The organism is uncultured Campylobacter sp., from assembly GCF_937981295.1.
In the GTDB taxonomy this organism is placed as follows: Bacteria; Campylobacterota; Campylobacteria; order Campylobacterales; family Campylobacteraceae; genus Campylobacter_B.
Genome location: NZ_CALJPC010000001.1, coordinates 1 through 23,440 on the forward strand (window position 1 = coordinate 1; position 23,440 = coordinate 23,440).

Annotated in this window: 24 protein-coding genes and 1 tRNA gene; 19 read left to right on the forward strand and 6 right to left on the reverse strand. The window is 44.4% G+C overall.

Annotated elements, in window-relative coordinates; translation table 11 throughout:
- Nucleotides 1–338: 338 nt before the first annotated feature.
- Nucleotides 339–1,013 carry a methionine ABC transporter permease gene (locus tag Q0135_RS00005; protein ID WP_297902078.1) on the reverse strand — a complete coding sequence of 225 codons (675 nt, stop codon included), beginning with the start codon at nucleotides 1,011–1,013 and terminating at the stop codon, nucleotides 339–341.
- A gap of 83 nt (nucleotides 1,014–1,096) precedes the next feature.
- The gene (locus tag Q0135_RS00010; protein ID WP_297987240.1) at nucleotides 1,097–1,774 is read right to left on the reverse strand and encodes a response regulator transcription factor; all 678 of its coding nucleotides are present in this window, start codon (nucleotides 1,772–1,774) and stop codon (nucleotides 1,097–1,099) included.
- 326 nt (nucleotides 1,775–2,100) lie between these two features.
- Here Q0135_RS00010 and Q0135_RS00015 point away from each other — a divergent pair, with 326 nt between their 5' ends.
- The 5 genes from Q0135_RS00015 to Q0135_RS00035 all read left to right on the forward strand — a co-directional run bounded on the left by Q0135_RS00015 (nucleotide 2,101) and on the right by Q0135_RS00035 (nucleotide 5,120).
- Entirely contained in the window at nucleotides 2,101–2,397 is a 297-nt protein-coding gene (locus Q0135_RS00015; RefSeq protein ID WP_177389243.1) for an HU family DNA-binding protein, read from the forward strand.
- A 69-nt stretch (nucleotides 2,398–2,466) separates the two neighbouring features.
- Nucleotides 2,467–2,553 (forward strand) — tRNA-Leu (locus Q0135_RS00020).
- 115 nt (nucleotides 2,554–2,668) lie between these two features.
- Complete coding sequence (locus tag Q0135_RS00025; RefSeq protein ID WP_297987241.1) at nucleotides 2,669–4,102, forward strand: acetyl-CoA carboxylase subunit A; 1,434 nt, start codon at nucleotides 2,669–2,671, stop codon at nucleotides 4,100–4,102.
- 9 nt (nucleotides 4,103–4,111) lie between these two features.
- On the forward strand, nucleotides 4,112–4,393 hold the full coding sequence (locus tag Q0135_RS00030) for a hypothetical protein (protein WP_297987242.1): 282 nt from the start codon (nucleotides 4,112–4,114) through the stop codon (nucleotides 4,391–4,393).
- The gene (locus Q0135_RS00035) at nucleotides 4,386–5,120 is read left to right on the forward strand and encodes an arginyltransferase (RefSeq protein ID WP_297987243.1); all 735 of its coding nucleotides are present in this window, start codon (nucleotides 4,386–4,388) and stop codon (nucleotides 5,118–5,120) included. Before Q0135_RS00030 ends, Q0135_RS00035 begins: the two co-directional genes overlap by 8 nt.
- Nucleotides 5,121–5,574: 454 nt before the next feature.
- On the opposite strand, the gene Q0135_RS00040 is transcribed toward Q0135_RS00035, so the two are convergent.
- The 4 genes from Q0135_RS00040 to Q0135_RS00055 form a co-directional block, all read right to left on the reverse strand.
- Nucleotides 5,575–6,393, reverse strand: coding sequence for an ATP-binding protein (locus Q0135_RS00040; protein WP_297987245.1), 819 nt, complete (start codon nucleotides 6,391–6,393; stop codon nucleotides 5,575–5,577).
- Between the two features lie 1,028 nt (nucleotides 6,394–7,421).
- A complete protein-coding gene (lptB, locus tag Q0135_RS00045; protein WP_297987246.1) occupies nucleotides 7,422–8,144 on the reverse strand; it encodes an LPS export ABC transporter ATP-binding protein in 723 nt (240 codons plus the stop codon).
- Nucleotides 8,137–8,544, reverse strand: coding sequence for a tRNA (adenosine(37)-N6)-threonylcarbamoyltransferase complex ATPase subunit type 1 TsaE (gene tsaE / locus Q0135_RS00050; RefSeq protein ID WP_297987247.1), 408 nt, complete (start codon nucleotides 8,542–8,544; stop codon nucleotides 8,137–8,139). The genes lptB and tsaE overlap by 8 nt, the downstream gene beginning before the upstream one ends.
- The gene (locus tag Q0135_RS00055) at nucleotides 8,528–8,773 is read right to left on the reverse strand and encodes an RNA-binding S4 domain-containing protein (RefSeq protein ID WP_297904011.1); all 246 of its coding nucleotides are present in this window, start codon (nucleotides 8,771–8,773) and stop codon (nucleotides 8,528–8,530) included. The genes tsaE and Q0135_RS00055 overlap by 17 nt, the downstream gene beginning before the upstream one ends.
- A gap of 88 nt (nucleotides 8,774–8,861) precedes the next feature.
- Between Q0135_RS00055 and Q0135_RS00060 the strand changes: the two genes are divergently transcribed.
- The 14 genes from Q0135_RS00060 to Q0135_RS00125 all read left to right on the forward strand — a co-directional run bounded on the left by Q0135_RS00060 (nucleotide 8,862) and on the right by Q0135_RS00125 (nucleotide 23,432).
- Nucleotides 8,862–10,082 carry an argininosuccinate synthase gene (locus Q0135_RS00060; RefSeq protein WP_297880064.1) on the forward strand — a complete coding sequence of 407 codons (1,221 nt, stop codon included), beginning with the start codon at nucleotides 8,862–8,864 and terminating at the stop codon, nucleotides 10,080–10,082.
- 182 nt (nucleotides 10,083–10,264) lie between these two features.
- Nucleotides 10,265–10,708, forward strand: coding sequence for a 50S ribosomal protein L9 (rplI, locus tag Q0135_RS00065; protein ID WP_297987249.1), 444 nt, complete (start codon nucleotides 10,265–10,267; stop codon nucleotides 10,706–10,708).
- Nucleotides 10,701–11,249, forward strand: coding sequence for an ATP-dependent protease subunit HslV (gene hslV, locus Q0135_RS00070; RefSeq protein ID WP_297987251.1), 549 nt, complete (start codon nucleotides 10,701–10,703; stop codon nucleotides 11,247–11,249). The genes rplI and hslV overlap by 8 nt, the downstream gene beginning before the upstream one ends.
- Nucleotides 11,246–12,565, forward strand: a complete 1,320-nt coding sequence (hslU, locus tag Q0135_RS00075) for an HslU--HslV peptidase ATPase subunit (protein WP_297987253.1) — start codon at nucleotides 11,246–11,248, stop codon at nucleotides 12,563–12,565. The genes hslV and hslU overlap by 4 nt, the downstream gene beginning before the upstream one ends.
- Before the next feature lie 493 nt (nucleotides 12,566–13,058).
- Nucleotides 13,059–13,928, forward strand: a complete 870-nt coding sequence (gene era, locus Q0135_RS00080) for a GTPase Era (RefSeq protein ID WP_297987324.1) — start codon at nucleotides 13,059–13,061, stop codon at nucleotides 13,926–13,928.
- A gap of 62 nt (nucleotides 13,929–13,990) precedes the next feature.
- Nucleotides 13,991–15,511 (forward strand): hypothetical protein, encoded by a 1,521-nt coding sequence (locus Q0135_RS00085; RefSeq protein WP_297987255.1) that lies wholly within the window; start codon nucleotides 13,991–13,993, stop codon nucleotides 15,509–15,511.
- Nucleotides 15,511–16,164 carry a hypothetical protein gene (locus tag Q0135_RS00090; RefSeq protein ID WP_297987257.1) on the forward strand — a complete coding sequence of 218 codons (654 nt, stop codon included), beginning with the start codon at nucleotides 15,511–15,513 and terminating at the stop codon, nucleotides 16,162–16,164. The genes Q0135_RS00085 and Q0135_RS00090 overlap by 1 nt, the downstream gene beginning before the upstream one ends.
- 23 nt (nucleotides 16,165–16,187) lie before the next feature.
- Nucleotides 16,188–16,592, forward strand: a complete 405-nt coding sequence (locus tag Q0135_RS00095; RefSeq protein ID WP_297903512.1) for a hypothetical protein — start codon at nucleotides 16,188–16,190, stop codon at nucleotides 16,590–16,592.
- On the forward strand, nucleotides 16,570–18,078 hold the full coding sequence (gene mshL / locus Q0135_RS00100) for a pilus (MSHA type) biogenesis protein MshL (RefSeq protein ID WP_297987258.1): 1,509 nt from the start codon (nucleotides 16,570–16,572) through the stop codon (nucleotides 18,076–18,078). Before Q0135_RS00095 ends, mshL begins: the two co-directional genes overlap by 23 nt.
- Nucleotides 18,071–18,901 (forward strand): ATP-binding protein, encoded by an 831-nt coding sequence (locus Q0135_RS00105; protein WP_005870282.1) that lies wholly within the window; start codon nucleotides 18,071–18,073, stop codon nucleotides 18,899–18,901. Before mshL ends, Q0135_RS00105 begins: the two co-directional genes overlap by 8 nt.
- On the forward strand, nucleotides 18,894–19,901 hold the full coding sequence (locus Q0135_RS00110) for a hypothetical protein (protein ID WP_297987259.1): 1,008 nt from the start codon (nucleotides 18,894–18,896) through the stop codon (nucleotides 19,899–19,901). The genes Q0135_RS00105 and Q0135_RS00110 overlap by 8 nt, the downstream gene beginning before the upstream one ends.
- Nucleotides 19,898–20,437, forward strand: a complete 540-nt coding sequence (locus Q0135_RS00115; RefSeq protein ID WP_177389145.1) for a hypothetical protein — start codon at nucleotides 19,898–19,900, stop codon at nucleotides 20,435–20,437. Before Q0135_RS00110 ends, Q0135_RS00115 begins: the two co-directional genes overlap by 4 nt.
- A gap of 5 nt (nucleotides 20,438–20,442) precedes the next feature.
- Nucleotides 20,443–22,191, forward strand: a complete 1,749-nt coding sequence (locus Q0135_RS00120) for a GspE/PulE family protein (RefSeq protein WP_040303655.1) — start codon at nucleotides 20,443–20,445, stop codon at nucleotides 22,189–22,191.
- A complete protein-coding gene (locus tag Q0135_RS00125; RefSeq protein ID WP_297987261.1) occupies nucleotides 22,188–23,432 on the forward strand; it encodes a type II secretion system F family protein in 1,245 nt (414 codons plus the stop codon). The genes Q0135_RS00120 and Q0135_RS00125 overlap by 4 nt, the downstream gene beginning before the upstream one ends.
- The last annotated feature ends 8 nt before the right edge of the window (nucleotides 23,433–23,440 follow it).

A 23,440-nucleotide genomic window follows, 5' to 3' on the forward strand; every position in this document is an offset into this window, starting at 1 on the left:
ATCCTATATAAAATTTCAGGGGCGGGAGATTTCTCGCCCCTTTTTAAATTTAGATGCTACGACTAGATAAATTTCATAGCTTCACTCTTATGCGATAATAATCTTAATTAAACGCGCCATATCTGCCCGCGTAAAATTTACCGAAAGCGGCGCCAATACAATTTATAAAATTCTACGCTTCTTTAAAATTCTATCCCTTCTATGCCGCTTTAAAATTCTACGCTTTCTACTCCGCTTTAAAATTTTGCGATACGAAATTTTTTCAATTTAAAATTTACGGCGAAAGCAGAGCAATCGGAATTCCGTAAGCAAAAATTTCGCCACAACCGCCAGCGCTCCTACTTTTTCGTAATTTTATAAAGTAAATTTCCGATGCTTTGGATTATCTGCACGAGCACGATCAGGATTACGACTGTATATGCCATTATGTCGGGGCGGAAGCGCTGAAAGCCATAGCGGATCGCCACGTCGCCGAGCCCGCCGCCGCCGACCGTGCCCGCCATCGCCGTAAATCCGATGATGACGATGAGCGTTAGAGTAATCGCGCCGATGATGCTAGGCAGCGCCTCGACGAACATCACGCGAAAGATTATCTGCGTCTTGCTCGCGCCGAAGCTCTTCGCCGCCTCGATCACGCCGCTATCAACCTCCAGCAGCGCGCTTTCGATGAGCCGCGCGATAAAGGGCGCCGAGCCGATAGTAAGCGGCACGATCGCCGCGGTGGTGCCGATGCTCGTGCCGACAAGAAGCTTCGTAAGCGGAAAGAGCACGATCAGCAAAATTATAAACGGAAAGCTTCGCAGCGTATTTATCGCGACGTCCAGCACGGCGTAAACGATGCGGTTTTCGCAAAGCCCGCCGCGGCGCGTAAGAATAAGCACGATCGCGAGCACGAGCCCCAAAATAAACGCCAAAGCGGTGCTTACGAAGGTCATATACAGCGTCTCCAGCGTCGCGTTTAGTAGCAGCTTCGGAATCACTCCGCTAAAAAAATTTTGTATCCACTCTATCATTTATGTCCTTTCATTTTGTGCTTGTTTGCGCTATATCGAGCTTTTCACCATTTTAAATTTTAAAATTGACGGCGCAAGCCCGCTTACTGTATCAGCTTATAGCCTACGCCGCGGATGGCATGGATGTAGCTGGGCGCCTTGGACGTTTCGCCAAGCTTTAGGCGGATGCGGCCGATGATGACGTCGATGCTTTTGCTCGATGATTCCTCGCTTATGGAGCTGCAGTTGTAGATGAGCTCCTCGCGGGTGATTGCGCCGCCTTCCTTTTTGATGAGATACGAAAGCACGTCGTATTCGGCGATGGTGAGCGACAGAGGCTGTCCTTTGAAGCTGATGACGTGGCGGAAATCATCCACTTCGAGATCTTTTTTGGGCTTGGCGGCGCGCTGGATGGAGTTTATGTCGTAGCGCTCGATGTGGCGTTTGATGCGCGCTAAAAGCTCTTGCGGATTATAAGGCTTTGGCAGATAATCGTCCGCGCCGAAGTCAAAAGCGTTGATCTTATCGGTCAGATCGTGGCGGGCGCTTGAGATTATGATCGGTATATCGGTGTTTTTGCGGATCTCTTTGCAGACCTCAAGCCCGTCCATCCCAGGAAGCGTGAGGTCTAAAATCACGAGGTTGAAATTTTCTAAATTTAGCTTAGAAAGCCCCAAAAACGGATCGTCCGCGACGGTTACTTCAATATCGTATTGTTGCAGATATTCGCTTAAAATTTCGGCGAGTTCTAAATCGTCCTCTATCATTAAAATTTTAGTCATAAAAAACCTTTGAAATTTTGCGCGGATTATAACAAAATATAGTTTATATATTTTAAAGCGGCAAATTTGGGCGAAATTTTATAAAAATGAGGCGTGGCGGGGTGAAATTTTGAAATTTTTCGAAACCGAGCGAAATTTCAAAGATTAGCCCCAAAAGTATGGCGGAATTTTGAAATTTCAAGAAGCAAAATCTGAAAAATTGACGAATTTGGGCTAAATTCGGCTAAATTTTGCCGATTTTTGCGTTTTTTTCTTAAAAAACTATTGTATTTTTTGCGAAACTATTGTAGAATACCGCCGAAACCACTTTATTTTAAAGGATTAGCATGAAAAAAGCTGATTTTATCCAAGTAGTTGCCGAGAAGGCAGGTCTTTCTAAAAAAGATACCGTTAAGGTAGTAGATTCTGCACTTGAGGCTATCAAAGAGCTTTTGGTAAAAGGCGATGACATAAGCTTCATCGGCTTTGGATCTTTCGGCATCGCAGAGCGTGCAGCTCGCGAGGGTAAAGTTCCTGGCACAAACAGAACTTACAAATCTCCTGCTACTAAAGTAGTAAAATTTAAAGTCGGCAAACAGCTAAAAGAGGCTGTTGCAGCTGCAAAAGGCAAGAAGAAAAAATAATTTTCTTGCTCCAAGCCCCGTCTTCGGGGCTTTTCTCTTTTAAATTTATACAATCATAACTTTTTAAATGCCCGAGTGGTGAAATTGGTAGACGCACCAGACTCAAAATCTGGCGAGGGCGACCTCGTGTCGGTTCGATTCCGACCTCGGGCACCATAAATCTTCTTTAAATTTTATCCGGAATTTCAACCGCCTTTTATGAATTTCAACTTGCTATAAAATTTTTTATACTATTATTACCGCGGTATTTCTTTAAAAGAGGCAATTATTTATGATACGTAAAATTCTTATCGCCAATCGCGGCGAGATCGCGGTTAGGATCATTAGAGCCTGCAGAGATCTGCATATCGGAAGCGTCGCGATCTACACCAAGCCGGACGTCGATTGCTTGCACGTAAAAATCGCCGACGAGGCCTACGAGGTTAGCGCTGACGCGCTAAAGGGCTATCTGGATGCCAAAAAGATCGTCGAGGTCGCTAAAGAGTGCGGCGCCGATGCGATACATCCAGGATATGGCTTTTTGAGCGAGAATTTTGACTTTGCAAAGGAGGTGGAGGACGCGGGCATTATTTTCATCGGTCCAAAACCCGACGTTATCCGCAAAATGGGCAATAAAAACATCGCTCGCTACCTAATGCGCAAAAACGGCATTCCGATCGTGCCAGGCACCGAAAAGCTAAATCACGAGAGCATGGATACGATCAAAAAATATGCGCGCGAGATCGGCTATCCCGTGATTTTAAAAGCTAGCGGCGGCGGCGGCGGACGCGGTATCCGCGAGGTGTGGGACGAGAAGGATATGCAGAGCGCCTACGACTCGTGCACGAGGGAAGCGAAGACCTTTTTTAATAACGATGAAATTTTTATGGAAAAACTCGTCGTCAAACCGCGTCACATCGAGTTTCAGATCATCGGCGATAATTACGGCAACATCATCCACCTCTGCGAGCGCGACTGCTCGATCCAGCGCCGTCACCAAAAGATCATCGAGATCGCGCCGTGCCCCTCGATAAGCGAGCATCTACGTAAGACGATGGGTACGACCGCAGTCGCTGCGGCGAAGGCAGTGAATTACACCAATGTCGGTACAGTGGAATTTTTACTCGATGACTACAACAACTTCTATTTTATGGAGATGAATACCCGTATCCAGGTTGAGCACGGCATCACCGAGGAGGTTACGGGCGTCGATCTTGTCGTGCGCCAGATCCGCATTGCAAACGGCGAAATTTTAGAGCTTGAGCAAAGTGATATCAAGCCGCACGGCTACGCGATCGAGGCTAGAATCACCTCCGAAAACGTCTGGAAAAATTTCACCCCCGTTCCCGGCACAGTCAGCGATTATTATCCAGCACTAGGCCCTTCCGTGCGCGTCGATAGCCACATCTACAAAGGTTATAAAATTCCGCCGTTTTACGACTCGCTTCTAGCCAAGCTCATCATTAAAACCACCGACTACGACCTGGCCGTTAATAAACTAGAGCGCGCGCTGAAGGAATTTCGTATCGAGGGGGTGCGCACTATCATTCCGTTTTTGCTTAGCATCAGCAAATCGCGCGAATTCCGACTCGGCTTTTTCGACACGAGCTATGTAGAGAAAAATTTAGACAAAATTTTAGAAAACACCATCGACGATATGCAGCCGAATAAAAACGAAGCGATCGCCGCTATCATCGCTGCGATGCGCAAATCTGCGCGGATTTAGGAAAGAGTTATGGATTTTTTAGAGAGCCTGAGAGATATAAAAAAGGATATGCTTAAGGACAAAGCGGCAAGCTCCGCGCCCAAAAAGCCCAAAAAACCTAATCCAAATCGCGACGAGTTTAAAGATATTTTTAAAGATGATGATTTGAGCTTGCAAAGCGAAAGTGGCTTAGATGGCGTCGCGGAGGAATTCGACGCAGCCAAAGAGAGCATCGCCGCACGCGAAAAGCGCCTCAAAGACGAGTTTTTAAAATACGTGGACGCGGCGAATATCAAAAAGCTGAATGACTGAAATTCCATTTTGTACGCTGGATTTTGCCTGCCCCTATCTAGGCGGCAGAGCCGCACGCAGCGAGTATCTCTACATAAAAGACTGCGACTTCGAGTATAATTCAAACTTAGTGCAGCACGGCTACCGCCGCTTCGGCAGGTATTTTCAAAAGCCCGTTTGCGCAGCCTGCGCGGAGTGTAAAAGTTTGCGTGTCGATGCTTCAAATTTTAAATTTAGCAGATCGCACCGCCGCGTCTATAAAAATAATCGCACGACCGCCTATGTATGGCAATCTCGCCCGCTTTTAAACGATGCTCGTTTGGAGCTTTTCGCGCTCTATCACGACTACATGCATCTAAAAAAGGGCTGGCCTCTGCAAGAGATCGATTTTGAGCGATATGATGAAATTTACGTCCAGGGCCACGGCGACTTCGGCAAAGAAATCTCTTACTACGGCGAGGATGGGCGGCTTATCTGCGTCGATCTCATCGATATCGTGGATGACGGCATTAGCTCGGTGTATTGCTACTACGATCCGTATCTGCCGCATCTAAGTCTGGGTAAATTTTCGCTTTTAAAACAGATCGAGTTCGCCCAAGATCTGGGGCTACGATGGATCTATTTGGGCTACGCGGTTGAGCAGTGCCCGAGCCTGGCGTATAAATTTAACTACGAGCCATATGAAATTTTAAACTCATACGTAGAGCTTGACGCCCCCGCCGTGTGGGAGGGGCGCGTACAGAGATAAGGTTCTGCGCGCAGGTACCCCGAGCAGCCTAGACAGACATACGCGCTGTGCGGTACGTGGAAGGATAGGCTCCGCTCGCTCTTGCAGCCTATAAATACGGCGCGCGGTAGAGATCGTGCTGCCGCGTAGAATTCGGTCGCGCGCAGATGCGACGCGGTATGTAAAAACGCGCCTCGGCGTCAAATCTCACGCTGAAATTTAGCGCCGCTCGACCTGCGAAATATCCGCGGTGATGAAATTTAAGGCGAGGAAATTTAAAAGTAGAGCGGATGGATTTGCAAATTTTGCGGTAGGCTCGGCATTTGCGTGTCGCAAGACGGCATGCGCGGCTTTTGGGCGTACTCGGCTCTTGAGTGCGCGCGAAAAAGGGCGATTAGTTTCGGCATCGTAGCAACTAGCTTCGGTTCTCTAGCGGACACCGCCGCGTAAGCGGCGGAGCAAAAAAGCGGCTTATTCAGGGCAAATTTATCAGCTCTACTTTGTTTTCCAGTGATTTTGGGATTAATAAAACCTTGCCGTCGCTTGAGATGTCCGCAGGTCTTTGCATCGCGCCGAGGTTTATTTTGCGTATCTGTCCGTTTGCATCGATACGCCAAATTTTACCGCTTAAAAGATCCTCACCCCAGTCGCTAACTAAAATTTCGCCGTTTTTTCCGCGCGCTATGCCGTAGAAAACCCCCTTCATATCGGCAAAGATCGAAATTTCGCGGGATTTCAGATCCATGCTTAGCACGCGCCCCGGGACCTTTCCACTAAGATCAAATGTAGTGATCAGAAGCTTATCGCCTTTAGCCAAAAGTCCGTTTGGGCTACCTAGCGATGGATCGATGCGTGCAAACTCATCCGCGGTGCGCGAGAGCAGGTCGATGCGCCAGATCGTCCCACGCGCGGGATCGCTTGCGAGCAAAACCTCGCTACCGAGCGCCACGACGTCGTTTAAGGCCTGCGCTCCCCCGATTTTTAGATTGAAAACCTCCTGGCCTTTGCTAAAGCCCCTGATCGCGTCCAGATCACACACGTAGAGCACGTCGCCGATCTGCGCCATTCCGCCCGGATTTACCAGATCGTCTATAAAATTTGTCTCAACGACACCCGAGTTTTTTACTATGCGGCTGATGAAGCCGTCGCGCTCTTGTGGATCTTCACTACTGCCGCGATTTGCGATATAAAAAGCGTCATCGGTAATAAGTGAACCACTAGGTGCGCTAAATCCGTCGATCTCTAGGCCAAAAAGCGCGCCCGCCAAGGCGCACAAAAGTAGAACCTTTTTCATAATCTCTCCTTGATCTCGCCAAAATTTTAAGAATTTTAAAATTTTAAGGGAAGCGACGAGTGCCGGGTTAAAATTTTAAAATTCGCAGCGAGCTTTAAGATGAGCGAAATTTAAACCCGCAGAGCAAATAAAAGTGTAATTTTAATTAAACAAGGCGGCTTGATCGGCAAAATTCTAGTGGGTCGGAAGGCCTTGCTTCGCGCGTCGCTTTTAATTTGATGCGTCGAAGCCGAAGTGGAGTAGGTTTGTGTGCGCTTTGGTTTACGCCATCGCTCGCAGAATTTAGCCGTGAAATTAGACAGCATCTCGCGCGTAATTTCAAGCACCGTTGCATATGTAATTCATTTGCGGCTGTGTTCGTTTTGAAATTTAATTCTACGAGCGGATATTCTTTTGCAAATTGTGGGCGTGATTTTGATGCGCAGATGAAAGCGTTACGTTTAAAGACGCCTCCGCTTTAAAATTTGATTTAATTTAAACAAAGTGTGATTAAAATGCGATTTAAATTTTATGTACCGCGGGTGTAAATTTCGGTCGCGAAAAGAGAACCTGCCGCAAAAATTATTTAAAATTTACAGTGCACAAAACGCCCTTTGAAATTTAAAAATTTTAAAACGAGCCTACATGCTCTTTAAAAATTTAATACGTGAAATTCAAACTTTGAATAGAATGCACCGTACAATCTACGTTGTGCTTTTAAATTTAATATGCTAAATTTTAAACGCTGGACTCAAACCTCGCCGCTACAACTACTTTAAAAATTTAAAGCGTAAAATTAAAACCCAGCTTTAGAAATTAGGCGCGAACGATAAAATTGGTTTTTTTAAGATTTAAAGCACAAAATCAAATCGCTCTATCGTACGGCCGTGGCAGTGGCTTTAAATTTTAATATGCAAAATTTTAAATCAAGTGTCGCGCGTACGACTAATCGCAGCCGTACACTTGAATTTTAAATCGTAAAATTTAAATTGCAGAAATTAATGCGCGCGCCGAAGCGGGAGCTGAAAATCTAAAGCGCTCTGGCTGACTTAGATGCTAAAATCCTCGCCGAGGTAGAATTTGCGCACATTTGGATCGCTGGCTATCTCTTTTGCGGTGCCTCCGGCAAACAGCTCGCCGTCTTTGATGACGTAGGCGCGGTCGCAGATCGCGAGTGTTTCACGGACGTTGTGATCAGTGATAAGCACGCCGATGCCAAGATCGCTTAAATCGCGCACGATGCTTTGGATGTCGCTAACGGCGATCGGATCGACGCCTGCAAACGGCTCATCTAAAAGTAGAAATTTCGGCGTTATCATCAGGCTTCGCGCGATTTCGCAGCGCCTGCGCTCGCCGCCGCTTAGGCTCACACCTTTGCGCAATCTGATCGGCTCGATGTTGAGTAGATTTAGCATCTCATCGACCTTTTGCGAGGCCTCCGTTTTGTTTTTGTATGTAATCTCCGCGGCAAGCATTAAATTTTCCTCAACGCTAAGCTCCTTAAAGATGCTGCTTTCTTGTGGTAGGTAGCCGATGCCGAGCTTAGCGCGTTTGTGAAGCGGAACCTTCGCGATGCTGTTCTCATTAAGCAAGATATCGCCGCCGCTAGCGCTTATCAGCCCGCAGATCATATAAAACGTCGTGGTTTTGCCCGCTCCATTGGGCCCCAGCAGCCCCACGATCTCGCCGTTGTAAAGCTCCAGCGAGATGCCCTTAATGATCGGCGTGCCTTTTATGGTTTTTTTAAGACCCCTGACTTCCAGTTTATGCATAGCTTACCTCGTATTTTCGCCCTTGCGCGTGCGGCGTGATCCTCACTACGCAAAAATCAAGCTCATATTTTTTAAGTAAATTTATCAAATTTTCATCCGCCCATTCGATCAGATGAAGCCCCTCTTCAAATAAATTTTCAAATAGTCCGTTTTTTAAAATCCCCTCACAGCCGCCGTTATAGATGTCGTAATGATAAATTTTGCCGTAGTTTTGCATGATCGAAAATGTCGGCGAGCTCACGTGCTCGTCTAACCCGTGAGCCCGCACGATCGCGCGCGCAAGAGTCGTTTTGCCGCTGGCAAGATCGCCTATTAGCAAGATTATGCCGCTTTTTGGCAGAGCCTGCACGAGGCGTGAAATTTCATCCTCGCCGCAGATGAGTTCAAAGTTCTTGGACATACTTTGCTTGCTCGCTTTTGGGCGTATTTTTCGCGCTAGGAAAGGCTAGGACCTTAAAGCTTTGCTTCCTATCCAAAAAGCTTATTGTGATAACGTCGCCGATTTTAAGCTCTTTGGCGGGCTTTGCTACCGCGCCGTTTACGGCTACGACGCCGCTTTTGCACATATCTTCGCTGATGGCACGCCGCTTAGTGATATTTACTGCGTTTAAAAATTTATCGATTCTCATGGGCGTGAGTTTAGCGACATTTGCCTTAAAAGCAACTATTAAACTATTTTTGGTAGAATTTCGCCAAATTTTACGTAAAGGATTTGAGATGGCAAAAGATGTAAAAAAGGTCGTTTTGGCGTATTCCGGAGGACTAGATACTAGTATTATTTTAAAGTGGCTCGGCGATACTTACGGCTGCGATGTGGTGACTTTCACCGCAGATATCGGTCAGAATGAGGATTTGGAGCCTATCAAAAACAAAGCTGTGAAACTGGGCATCAAAAAGGAAAATATCTTCGTAGAGGATCTGCGCGAGGAATTTGTGCGCGATTACGTATTTCCGATGTTTCGTGCAAATGCCGTCTATGAGGGCGAGTATCTTTTGGGCACGTCGATCGCGCGCCCGCTGATCGCTAAAAAGCTAGTCGAGATCGCGAAAAAAACCGGCGCGGACGCCGTAAGCCACGGCGCGACCGGTAAGGGCAACGATCAAGTCCGCTTCGAGCTTGGCGCATACGCGCTAAATCCCGATATTAAGGTGATTGCGCCGTGGAGGTTGTGGGATCTGAACTCTCGCGAGAAGCTACTTGCTTACGCTAAGAAAAACGGCATTGATATCGCTTCAAAGCCGGGCAAATCGCCGTATTCAATGGATGCTAACATCCTTCATATCTCCTACGAGGGCTTGGTGCTGGAAGATCCCGCTCATGCGCCTGAGGAGGATATGTGGCGATGGACCGTGAGCCCTAAAAATGCGCCTGATAAGAGCGAGATCATCGAGATCGAATATAAACACGGCGATCCCGTAAAGCTAAACGGCAAGGCGCTTAAGCCGCATGAGATGCTAGCAGCGCTTAACGAGCTCGGCGCTAAAAACGGCATCGGCAGACTTGATCTTGTAGAAAATCGCTACGTCGGTATGAAGAGCCGCGGCTGCTACGAAACTCCGGGCGGCACGATCATGCTAAAGGCTCACCGCGCGATCGAGAGCATCACGCTAGATCGCGGCGCGGCGCATCTAAAAGACGATCTGATGCCGCGCTACGCCGAGCTCATCTACAACGGCTTTTGGTTCAGCCCGGAGCGCTTGCTGCTTCAGGAGCTGATAAATAAATCCCAAGAGCACGTAAACGGTAAGGTTAAGCTCGAGCTTTATAAGGGCAACGTGACCGTTCTAGGCAGGGAAAGCAAGAGCGATAGCTTGTTTAATACAGATTTTGTGACGTTTGAAGAGGATAAGGTTTTCAATCAAAAGGACGGCGACGGATTTATCAAGCTAAGCGCGCTAAGATTTATCATCGCGGGTAAGAACGGACGCAAGCTTTAGCTGAAATTTTGCCTCATAGCGGCAAGGCGCGCAGGCGGATTTCGCAAAACGAAATTTTAAAATTTATCGAAAAAGTAGCGAGCGGCTGCGGGCAGGTTTCATGAAATTTCACTAAATTTCAGATCCGCCCGCGCCGCTTATAAAATTTTGTAAATTTAAAGCTAAATTTAAAAGGATAATGGATGAAAGTATTACTAATAAAAGACGTTAAGGGGCTCGGAAAGGCGGGCGAGGTAAAGGAGGTCAAGGATGGCTACGGCAATAACTTCCTAATCGGCAAAGGTTACGCCAAAGCCGCTACGACGGAGGTTTTGCGTAAATTTGAAGCGGATAAGAAAAAGCAAGCCGAGCTAGAAAAATACGAGGTCGCAAGCTTGCAAAAACTGGCCGAGGAGCTAGCTAAGATCCGCGTAAAGATCGTAAAGCAGACGGGCGAGAGCGGCGCGCTTTTCGGCTCGGTGACCAAAGATGAGATCGCAACCGCGATAAAAGAGCAAAAAGGGATTGAAATCGATAAGAAAATTTTAGAGACCGAAGCCATCAAAACGACCGGGATTTACGACGTAAATGCCAAGCTAAAGCACGGCATAAGCGCTAAATTTGAGATAGAGGTGGCTAGTGTTTGAAGCGACTACCATTTTAGCTTACAAAGGCGCGAAGGGCTCCGTCATCGGCGGCGACGGGCAGGTTACGTTCGGAAACACCGTCTTGAAGGGCAATGCGACTAAAATTCGAAAGATCGGCAAAGAGGGTAACGTCTTGGCGGGCTTTGCGGGCAGCACTGCCGATGCATTTAATCTTTTTGATATGTTTGAGAAGTGCTTAGATGGCGCAAAGGGCGATCTTTTAAGGGCGGTGATAGAATTTAGCAAGCAGTGGCGCAAGGATAAGTATCTGCGAAAGCTCGAAGCGATGATGCTGGTGCTGGACCGCAAAAATATCTTTCTGCTTAGCGGCACGGGCGACGTGGTAGAGCCGGATGACGGCAAGATCGCGGCGATCGGAAGCGGCGGGAATTACGCTCTTAGCGCAGCGCGAGCTTTGGATAAATTTGCAAGCCTAGACGAGGAAGCGCTCGTAAAGCAAAGCCTTAAAATCGCGGGTGAGATTTGCATTTACACGAACGAAAACATCAAAACATACGTAATTTGGGACGAAAAGAGATGATGACGCCAAAGCAGATTGTAGAGAAACTAGATGAATATATAATCGGGCAAAATAGCGCCAAACGCACGATAGCGGTGGCTTTGCGAAACCGCTACCGCAGAATGGCGCTTGAAGATGAGATGAAGAATGAGGTGATGCCTAAAAACATCCTGATGATCGGCTCTACCGGCGTGGGTAAGACCGAGATCGCGCGCAGGCTTTCGAAGATGTTCGGACTTCCTTTTATCAAAGTCGAGGCGAGCAAATATACTGAAGTAGGCTTCGTGGGGCGCGACGTAGAGAGCATGGTGCGCGATCTGGCCGCTGCGTCGGTAAATTTAGTGCGCGGCGAGGAATTTGAAAAAAACAAAGACAAGATCGATGATTACATCAAGCGTAAAATTTTAGAAAAAGTCCTTCCGCCGCTTCCGCGCGGAGCGAGCGAGGAGAAGGTCGCAGATTACGAAAAAAGCTACGAAAAGATGGCAGCCAAGCTTGAGCGCGGCGATCTGGATGATCTTAGTATCGAGATTGAAGTGAGCGAAAACGCGCTTGAATCAAATCCGAATTTACCGCCCGAGATGGCGAATATGCAGGAAAGCTTCATCAAAGTAATCGGAATTTCGACGCGCAAAAGTAAAAAAGAGATGAAGGTAAAAGACGCCAAAGTTGCCCTTAAAAGCGAGGCTAGCGAGAAGGTCCTCGATATGGAGAGCATCAAGGCCGAAGCCGTTAGGCGCGCGCAAAACGAGGGCATTATCTTTATCGATGAGATCGATAAGGTGGCGGTCTCAAGCGGCAATAGCGGCAGGCAGGATCCGAGCAAAGAGGGCGTGCAGCGCGATCTGCTTCCGATCGTGGAGGGCAGTAGCGTAAGCACGAAATTCGGCAATATCGACACCGATCACATCCTTTTTATCGCCGCGGGCGCCTTTCATATCAGCAAGCCGAGCGATCTCATACCCGAACTTCAGGGGCGCTTCCCGCTTCGCGTCGAGCTTGACAGCTTGGACGAGGCGGCGCTGTGTGAAATTTTAACGAAGCCAAAAAATTCGCTTCTTAAGCAGTACTCGGCGCTTTTAAAGACCGAGGGCGTGGAGCTAGAGTTTAGCGAGGACGGGGTCAAGGCGATCGCGAAATTTGCGGCGAGTACGAACGAAAAAGTCGAAGACATCGGCGCTAGAAGGCTACATACGATAATGGAAAAGGTGCTTGAGGATATCAGCTTCAAAGCGGATAAGTTTAAAGGGCAAAAGATCGTCGTGGATGAAAAGCTCGTAAGCGAAAAGCTCGCAGACATCGCAAGCGACGAGGATCTAGTGAAATACATTTTATAAGGCGGCGCGGTAGCTGCTCTTAGAATTCTGCAGAGTCGCGGAATTTTGCGCTTTTGAAATTTGCAAAGCGTTAGAATTTTAGGTTTGAGATTTGGCGAAATTTTAAAAATGCGCAGAATTTAATCCTTTTAAATTTGGCGATACTTTGAAATTTTAAGTCTGTAAAATTTCAGGAATGATCTAAATTTTATGCAGTGCTGACTATATATAATGTCGGCGTGGGATAAAATTTAAAATTTCGTAGATAATTTACGAAGTTGCAGGATTCGCGGCTCGCGAGATTTAAAGTGGATAGAATTCTGCGCCGAGGGGAGCGGAATTTAGCGCTACCGTGCAGCTTGAAATTTTAAAATTTCACTTTCTTGCGCGGCGTTGGAATTTTAAAATTCCGACGCTCGTGTGGAGCCTGCCTGCACAAAACGAGATTTTAAAATTTACCCGCAAGGGCTTAGCGCTGCGGTTGCAAGATAAAATTTATAAATTTAAGGAAAATATGAAAAGCGGATTTGTAACGCTCATCGGGCGGACGAATGCGGGCAAGAGCTCGCTGCTAAACTATCTCTGCGGCGAGAAAATTTCGCTCGTCTCACACAAGATCAATGCCACGCGCCGCAAGATTAACGGCATCGCGATGAACGGCGCAGATCAGGTGATTTTCACGGACACGCCGGGGCTGCACGAAAGCGCCAAGCTGATGAATAAGCTGATGGTCGAAGTGGCGCTCGGGGCGATTGAAGGCTGCGATTTGGTGTTGTTTTTGGCGCCGGTGCACGACGATACCTCAGAATACGAGAAATTTTTAAATTTAAACGCAGGCACCAAACACATCGTGATTTTAACTAAAATTGACGAAGCAAACGACGAAAAGATCGTGCAGCGACTCCTGCAATATCAAAAATTTACCGATAAATTCGAAGCGATAATCCCCGTTAGCATCAAAAAAAAGGTCTATAAAAAGCAGGTTTTGGACGAAATTTGTAAAATTTTGCCCGAGCATGAGTATTTTTACGACCCCGAAATTTTAAGCGCGACCAACGAGCGCGAAATTTATCGCGACTTCATACTTGAGGCGATCTTTGAGAGTATGAGTGACGAGATCCCGTATTGCAGCGACGTCGTGATGGAAAAAGTGGTGGAAAAACCTGGTCTAACCTCGGTGTATGCGCGGATCATAACGGACAGCAATTCACACAAAGAGATGTTGATCGGAAAAAACGGCGAGGCGATCAAGCGGATCGGAATTCGAGCCAAAAAGTTAATTTCAAATTTTTCTAAGGTCAAAATTTACTTAAAATTAACAGTTTTTGTAAAAAAAAGCTGGAAAAATGACGAATTTAGGGTAAAAACCGATTTTATCTATTGACATTTTATTTTATTTCTATTAGTATTAGCAGCGTAGAAAATTTCATTTGGAAGTGGAGTGTTATGGCAAAGAATAGTAAAAATGCTAGTTCGATTGTTGCGATCAACAAAGTCACGCAAACCATATTCGGTCTAAGTGAGAATGAAGTTTTCGAGCACGACTTCTCAAAAGCGAATCGTGCGAAGGAAACTTACGTCTCATATATTCCGTATAAGGATATAATGACTGCGACGGTCGAGATAAGCAGATCGGTAGAGGACGCGGATCTTTTAGATGCGATCGTCGTTAAGGTGTATGAGGAGCTGGGGCTTGACACCGCTTTGGATTACAAAATCACCTATAGTGAGGTAATAGGCGCTGGCGGCGATGATAGAATTTTCAACGTCTTTGTCGTAGATAATGCCAAACTCACTTCAGAATTCGATGCGATCGCCGCTAGGACGAACTACATCGACTATGTGGCTATGGCTCCGTTTTTATACGAGGGCTTGTATAATAGAGGTGTCCTAACTCGCGACGGAATCGATTGCTTCATCTACTTGCAACGCGACGATGCGTTTTTGGTAGTGTATCAAAACGGCGAATATTTTCAATCTCGTCAAGTAAGATACAACCTAAAATTTTTGCATGAAAAATATGTCGAGCTAGTCGGTAGCAGGGTCGATGAAGAGAGCTTTTATAGACTGCTCTCCAAACAGGGAGTAAATTTAGAAAATCCGACCGAACGCGATTATATGATCCAAATTTTTGACGATATGTTTTACTACATCAACGACGTATTGAACGGTATTAGTAAAATTTACAACGTCAATATTCAAAACGTCTATATCGGAACGGATATCGGTAAAATTCCTGCGATCGAGGTTTTTGTAGAAAATAATCTAAAGCTAAGATACAAGGATTTTAATTTTAACGTTGCAATCAACGCAAAAGATTATCCGCTCACTCAGCTAGATATTTTGATGTTCTTGGTAGGTCAAGATTATTTAGTTACTAAAGACGACGATCACAACTACTCGCCGTTTATGAGACCTCCGCCTTTGACCCAAAGATCAACCGGCAAGCTGATAGGCTATATGTTGCTAGGCTGCTTACTTGGGGCTGCGTATCCTGCGTATAACTTCGGCTACGGCTATTATAATAATATGGTAGCTGATGACAAAACTAGCGAATATAAAGGTTTAGAGGAAAAGATGGGTCCCGCTAGAGATGAAAGTGCGCGTTTGGATAAAGAGACTAAAGAGGTAAATGCCCAGGCTGCTAAGAGTGGTAAGGAGCTTAACGACAGGCGCAAACTAATTAATGCCATCTTAGATAAGAAAAATAATTACGCCATGAAGGGTGTTTCTATTTTTGAGCTAACCAATATGGTCGTTAAAAATAAGGGCAATATGGTTAGGATCGGTGATGAGAATAGGACTCTAACTGTTCAGGTGCGCACCAAAAACGATAAGCAGATGACCGAGCTTTTAGAGGATATCAGTAAAAAAGAGGTGTATGGCGTGGATACTAAAACAATCGCGCTGCAAGAGGGTAATAAAACCGTCTTTTACGATAGCAACATCAGTGTGGAGGTTAAATAATGAAAAAGAAAAGTTCATTAGATCAACTTGATCAATGGTTTGCCTCCAAGGGAAATAGTGCAAATAACTATTTTTACATAGCTTTATTGTTTGTAGGTGTGGTAGCTTACTTTATTTTGAGTAACTATGCGGATCCGTATTTAGAAGAGAGCGAGACAAATCTAAGTACTGCCACGACTAAGCTTGAAGGCGCACAAAGAGAGTATAACGAGTTTTTTGGCGGTGATCCTGATGCTTTTGTTAATAATAAGCGTAATATCCTCAATGGTGCTAAAACCAACCTTAAAAATATCAATGATGAGCGTGGGTATCTAGACGGTAAGCTAAAAGAAATTTCAAAGCTTACCTATAATGAAAAGAACTGGGCTAAATTTATGGATAGCCTCTCAACGATCGCAGAGAATAACAATATTAAAATTTATGCTATTCACAGCGATAGAAGAGAGCCTAGCATCAAACAAATTTTTCAGCCTGAAGCCTTGCTGGATATAGATGTAAAATTTGAAGGAGCATTTTCGAACGTCCTTAGGTATATCAACCTTATCGAACAATCGGAGATGATCGTAGATGTAAATAAGATGGATATCAATGCCACTAAAAATGGCAAAATCGGTGGAAGCATCGGTATATCTATCTGGGGAGTAAATTACTAATGAAAAAGTTAATTTTATGCTCTTTGCTACTTTCTACTGCTCTATTTGCTGTAGATAATAATCAGACGGTGGCGCCTAGTAATGGAGCCTATAAAGCTAAATACGATGCGATATTCGATGATCTTAGTAAGCCTAGAGTGGGTCTTAGCGATGAGCAGATAGCTTCTTTGCAGGATCCGTTCTATCCTAAAGAAGCCAATGTGCCTAGAGAAGCTAATCAGCAGGTGGATCTAGGTTATCAGCTAGTAGGTATTATGGGCGATAAGGTTAAGCTAAACGATAAGTGGTATGGTTTGGGCGAGTATGTAGGCTCATATAAGATCGTGCAAATAACGGGTAATAGCGTTATTATTACCAACGACGATGAAAATAAAGTCGAACTAACACTAAAACAAGGAAGTCAAAATGTCATTATTACATATAAGTAAAAAGCTTAGCATAGCTGCTATGCTTGCTTTGTCTGTTACGGCTACTAGTCTATATGCCGCTCCCGCAACTGCAGGTAACTGCGATAGGAAGGCGCTAAATATTAAGATTAACGATACCGTTACGCTAAACGAGATGCTAACTCAGCTATCCGATATGTGCCGCTTTTCGGTGGTAGCAAAAGACGCTATCGCTCAAGAGGAGATGAGTAAGCCACTGCAAGGCGTAAGCATCAAAGACCTTTCTTTACGCGAAGTTTTAGATCTACTCATAAAAGAGAATAATCTAAGCTATGAGTATTCTCATGGCATATTAAAAATTTCAGCGCTAGAGACTAGGACTTTTAAAGTGGATTACATCACTTCTATTAGAGAAGGTACTGCTGTTACTAAATCTTCTGTCGATTCCGCACCTACTAAAGTAGATGATGGCGATAGTGATAAAACAGAAAATGACGATAATAAGATCACTACCAAAGAAAAATTTGATTTTTGGGAGAAGATTAGCGAGGAAATCACCTCTGTTTTAAATAACGGTACTGAAAAATATGTCGCAGTCGCTCCTATTATAAATCAAAATGCCGGTTTAGTAACCGTTACTGCTATGAAGTCTCAGATAGCTCGCGTCGATAGATATCTAAGCGGTATGCAAAAACGCCTTAGTCGTCAAGTCTTGCTAGATGTAAATATCATATCTGTCGAGCTAAATAACGAATACACCACCGGTATAGATTGGAGTAAATTTCAACTAGGATTTAATACCTATGTAGGTGGAGATCCGACTAAGCTTTCAGGATATCACATAGATAACGGAAATAGAGGAAAGGCTAGCGATACTCACGGAACTTGGACGATAGGGGCTAATCTAAATTTCAATATCGACGGTTTGATTAACTTCCTAGAGACTAAAGGTAAAACTAAGGTTATTTCAAGCCCTAAGGTAACTACGATGAATAATCAGCCTGCTATTATCTCTGTAGGTGATACTATTAACTATGTATTAAAATCCACTAATACGGGTGATTATCAGGGTGGTAGTACTCAGTCAGACGATCAGTATTCGATATTTGTAGGTATTCTTTTGAATATCTTGCCTGAAATTTCAGATGATAATAGGATTATGCTACGAATTAATCCATCTTTAAGCTCTCTTAAATACGCAGAGGACAATGTAAGAACAAATAATAGAAGAGAGATTGCACCTGATACCTTGCAAAAGAAACTCTCAAGCGTAGTTTGGGTAGATGATGGAGATACTGTAATTTTAGGTGGTTTAATTGGTGCAACTAAGTCAAAAGATAACACTAGGGTGCCTGTGCTAGCTGAAATTCCATTAATCGGGAATCTTTTCAAAAGCACTGCCGATGTTTTGCGAACGTCGGAGTTAATCTTCGTAGTAACTCCACATATCATCGACAATACCGGCGCGCCGCTTGCTACCTCTCTTAAAGAGCTAGGTTACTCAAAATCCATCTACGAAAATGAGTAATAACTATACGGCGATCAAGGAGATTTTTATCGAGGATAACGAAGTCTCGGACTTCGTTAATCTCGATAAATCAACCCTTGCTTATCATAAAATTTTAAATGCTTTGCAAAAGCCGTTAAAACTTATACTTTTTTACGGCAAACCGGGTTGCGGCAAGACATTTTTGCTTAATAAGATCAAGGTCGATCTTGAAAAAAAGGTAAGAGTCGTATTTGTGCCGCAGCCGTTTTTTGATGAGAAAGAATTTTTCTTAGAGCTTTATTCTCAGATATTTCACTCTACGCCGAGTGAACCGATAGATAATTATGAAAATTTTATGCGGGTTTACAGAGAGAGATTTGGCATCTCTACCAATGTCGGAGCGGTAGAGCAGGTCGTTATTTTGCTCGACGAAGCTCAGCTGTATCCAGGAAATTTAATAGAAAAAATTCGCCTTATGGCAGATACTAGATTATTTAAATTTTTATTTACGGTGCATAAGACTGACGAGGAAGATCGCCTCGCAAAGGATTATTTTAAAACCAGAATTTGGGAGAGCATTGAGCTTCCTAATTCAAATTTAGGCGAAGTCAAGCTGTATATTGAAAAAAAGCTTGTGCTTCATGGCTTTCAACAATACTATTTTATGTTTAGCGACGATAATTTCGATTTGATTTTAAATTTAACAGACGGCAATATGAGGAACATCAACAAGCTTATGTATAAGATGTATGAGCTTTTTGAGTATTACGAGGTAAATAAACCTACGGAAATTAGTTTTTCGCAGATTAATAATAAAATCATAGAGATGGCAGCGATAGGCTCGGGGATAATAAATGCTTGAATTTTACGAAGTAAACGAACTTGAAAAAAAATGGGAAGAGTATAACAAAAACAGAAAGCAGTTTTCTTTCCTGAAATCTAAGCCGAATTTCGTATTGAGATTCGATAAGACGATTTTGGGGCTTTTGATATTGATCTCGGTTGCGATCGGAGCGATATTTTGGCTGCTTAAAGATAGCGATAGCGTCAGTATGGCAAGTATCAATCAAAATATTGAGGACAAGGGTGGTGCTACAAATTCTGCTAGTGATGCCGAGCAGCAGGCGGCAGATCTTGCAGTGCAAAATAATATTTCCAAAGAGGATTATAATATCAGCGCGCCGAAAGTTGCTCGTACTTCTAAGCACGAAAAGGAACGTCCAAGCTTAAATTTAAACGATGTGGGTGTGCTATCCAGCGAGGATTCCGGTGGGTTTAAGATAACCAATAATTACGAAAATGGCGGAAACTATGGCGGGCAGGCTCAGGCTCAGAATTTCGGCGGTCAAAATTTTGGCGGACAGAATTTTGGCAATCAAAATGCTCCTACATTTAATGTGCCTAATACCAATAACGCAGCTTTTGCAAATCAGCCGCCTAAAAACGAGGTTATAGATTTTGGGCGTGCTCCATTGCCGCCTAAATCAAATTTCTCTGGAGGTTCTACAAATACCGCAAGTAGCGCTCCACTAAGTTCTAGAATTGAGATAAAAACTTCAAATTTAAGCGAAGACAAGCAGAGCTTGGAGAGCAAATTTTACGCGACGAATAAGATTGAGTATTCGCTATCGCTAGCCGAAGAAGCATATAATAAGAAAGACTACGATAATGCGATCAAATGGGCTCTTACGTCAAATGAGCTTGATAAGGACAACGTCGCTAGCTGGATAATTTTTGCTAAAGCCAATTATAAAAAGGGTCGTAAGGAAGACGCGCTTTACGCTCTTGAGACCTTTAATGCAAAGGCGAAAAATAGCGAAATTTCTAACCTAATTTCAAAGATAAGAAGTGATAAACTATGAAAATTTTATATATTTTAGCTTTTGCGATCGCGTCGTTATTTGCAGTTAGCGCCGATGACGTGCGCAACTGGGATCAGATCGGTCAGTACAACCGTATCTGCCAAGAAAGCGTGCGAAATTTATTCATCGAGGAGCAGAGCGAGGCGCTTGCGAATATGTATGCCAAGGCATGCCTTAAGATGGATAAAGTAAATGAGCTCGTCGTGCCTACGGTGATGCTTTATAAGACGAAAGAAGCTCGCGAGAATGCTTCTCTTTATTCGACTATAATTTTTCAAAAGAAGATGCTTTATTTGGCACTTTGTGATGGCGTGGATATTAGCTATATACGCACGCCTAAGATCAATTATATTTTGTCTGAAATTTTTGATAAATTTACGGAAAGAGCATACGTAAAAAAGAGTGATACGTATGTCTTTACCCTAGAAAACGGCGAGCGTGCCGAGCTTTTTATCAAAGAAGAGGAAGAGGTAAAAAAGATGGTAATTGCAATTTATGCTGGCGATAAGCTTAGCTCGATTAAAATTTATTGGTGATCGCGATGACAAAGATTGAAGAGCAGATCGTTGCGATTTTAATACGAAACAATATCCTTACTAGCACTGTTGTTCCGGAAATCAAGGACAAGATGGATATTGGCTTGACGCTAGGCGAGGTTTTAGTCGGAGATAACTATCTAAGCCAGGATGATTTTTGCTCAATTTTAGTTGAGTTATACAAGCGCCGTCAGATAGAATTTGACGATATAAGCGAAAAATTTTCGATGGATCCAAAGGAATTTTTGCAAATTCTAGCCAAGAAAATGAACCTGTCGTATATGAATTTAGATGATATCGATATAGACTTCAGGCTATCGGAACGCACTCCTACCGCACAGCTTAAAAGATACGGCGTGATACCTGTTAAAGCGGATGATCTGAATATTTACGTTGCTTTTTCTGATCCGTTTAATCTTGAGTCGCAAGATAAAGCGCAGGCTATGTTTAGCAAACAGCTGCTTAAAATCGTAGTAGCCGATCCGAATCAAGTAAATAAATATCTATCTAAGCTTGAGCTTTCAGAGAGCATTAAAGGGCTCGTAGCGGAGATCCGCAAAGAGCTTGCTAACACCGGCGGTAGCGGAAGCAGCGATGATACCTCGGCGATTTTAAAGCTCATCGAGATGATAATCAGCCAGTCTATTAAGATGCGCGGTAGCGATATTCACATTGAGCCGACCGAGAATAACTGCGTCGTGCGTACCAGAATCGACGGAATGCTCGCTGAAATTTTTATCTTTGATAAGGATATCTATCCGCCGCTAGTAAGCCGATTGAAGCTACTTTCGAATATGGATATCGCCGAGCGTCGCAAGCCGCAAGACGGCAGGTTTAGTATGAAAATTTCAGGTCGCGAATATGATTTTCGTATCTCGACACTGCCTATCATCAACGGCGAATCTACAGTTATGCGTATTCTAGATAAATCCAAAGTTATCATAAGCCTGGAAAAGCTCGGCATGCACCCTGATAGCTTTAAGAAATTTAATAACGCTATGAAGGCTCCATATGGTATTATCTTGGTTACCGGACCTACTGGAAGCGGTAAGTCTACGACGCTATATGCGGCGCTAAACGATATTAAAAATATCGACACTAAGGTTATTACCGTAGAAGATCCGGTAGAGTATCAAGTAAATTTAATCCAACAAGTCCAAGTTAACGAAAAAGCAGGTCTTACCTTTGCTTCGGCACTGCGCTCGATTTTAAGACAAGACCCTGACATCATAATGATCGGTGAGATTCGTGATCAAGAGACCCTTAGAATCGCGATCCAGGCTGCTCTTACGGGACACTTGGTTTTCTCGACCCTACACACTAACGACGCCGTTAGCGCGATCCCGCGAATAGTGGATATGGGTATCGAAGCCTATCTCATAAGCGGTGCACTGATTGCGGTAGAGGCGCAACGTCTTGTGCGAAAGCTTTGCCCGCACTGCAAGCAGCCTACGAATCTACCTAAATCGATGCTTGATCAGCTGAAGGAATTTTTGCCTGAAAAATACACATTTTTTAAGGCCGTAGGTTGTGATCAATGCGGTCAGACGGGCTATATGGGGCGTGAGATGATTAGTGAAATTTTACCTATTACCGATAAAATGCAGAGCTTGATCGCTAACGGCGGCTCAAAGGACGATATGAGAGCCTTAGCGAAGGAGGAGGGTTTTATAGATATGTTTGAAGACGGTGTTATACGTGCTGCGCGCGGAGTAACTAGTATAGAAGAAATTTATAGGGTGGCTAAACAATGAAAAAGCAATTAGAAGTTGAATACAACGCCAAGGGCGCAAGAAGAAAGATGTTTTTGCAAGCCAGCGATAAAGTGCAAGCAAACAACCTAATGAAGCAGCGCGTAGGTGGGACGATCGTAAAAAGAGGTGAAACCCAGGTCGTAGCCAATACGGGCGGCGATTTTAAGGCGCAGATTTCGCGCATGCTGGGTGGTAGCGGAAGAGTTAGAACGATGCCGTTAGTAGCGTCGATCAGGCAGCTTTCGGTTATGACAAATGCCGGAATTTCAATCCACGACTCGATCAAGGAAGTTGCAAGGGCGGCAGAGGATAAGACGCTAAAAGAAATTTTCAGCGCGATGAACGACGATCTTAACGCGGGTCTTAGCTTGACAGAGTCTACGGAGAAATTTAGAGGTCAGCTCGGTGATGTCGTCGTTGCGATGGTAAGTCTGGGCGAAGCTACCGGTAATATGGCAGAATCCCTAGCCAAACTTGCCGCTATGCTTCAAGAGCTTTGGGAAAACCAGCGTAAATTTAAAAAGGCGATGCGTTATCCGATGATCCTTATGATCGTTATGGCGATTGCGTTTTCGGTTTTGATGATGTATGTTGTGCCGAAATTCCGCGAGATTTTTGAGGATTTGGGCGCGGATCTGCCGCTGCCTACTAGAATTTTGCTCGGTATCGAAAGCACTCTTAATAATTATGGAATTTTTGTTTTAGCGGGCATCATAGGCACTATCATAGCTCTTAGATGGGCATATCGTAATAATCCTGAGTTTAAAAAGGGCTTTGACAAGACGATTTTAAGGGTCTATCTATTCGGTAAGATCATATTTTTCTCGACGATGTCGCGATTTATGCTTATTTTTACAGAGCTCGTGCGAGCGGGTATTCCTATTGCAGATGCGCTGGATACATCTGTTTTAATGGTGGATAATCATACTTTAAAAGAGAAACTCTCTACCGTTAAAATTGCCGTGCAGCAGGGCGTGAGCCTAACAGAGGCGTTTAACAATACAGGGCTTTATGAGAGTATGCTTATTCAGATGATCAGCGCGGGCGAGCAGGCCGGTAACCTCGATAAGATGCTCGGCAACGTCACGGATTATTATAAAGAGAAATTCGACGATATCATCGATAATATCTCAAGCTACGTCGAGCCGATCATGCTATTTTTTATGGCGGGCATGGTTCTTCTTTTGGCTCTTGGTATCTTTATGCCTATGTGGGATCTGGGCAAAGCCGTCAAAAACTAACCCCTTTA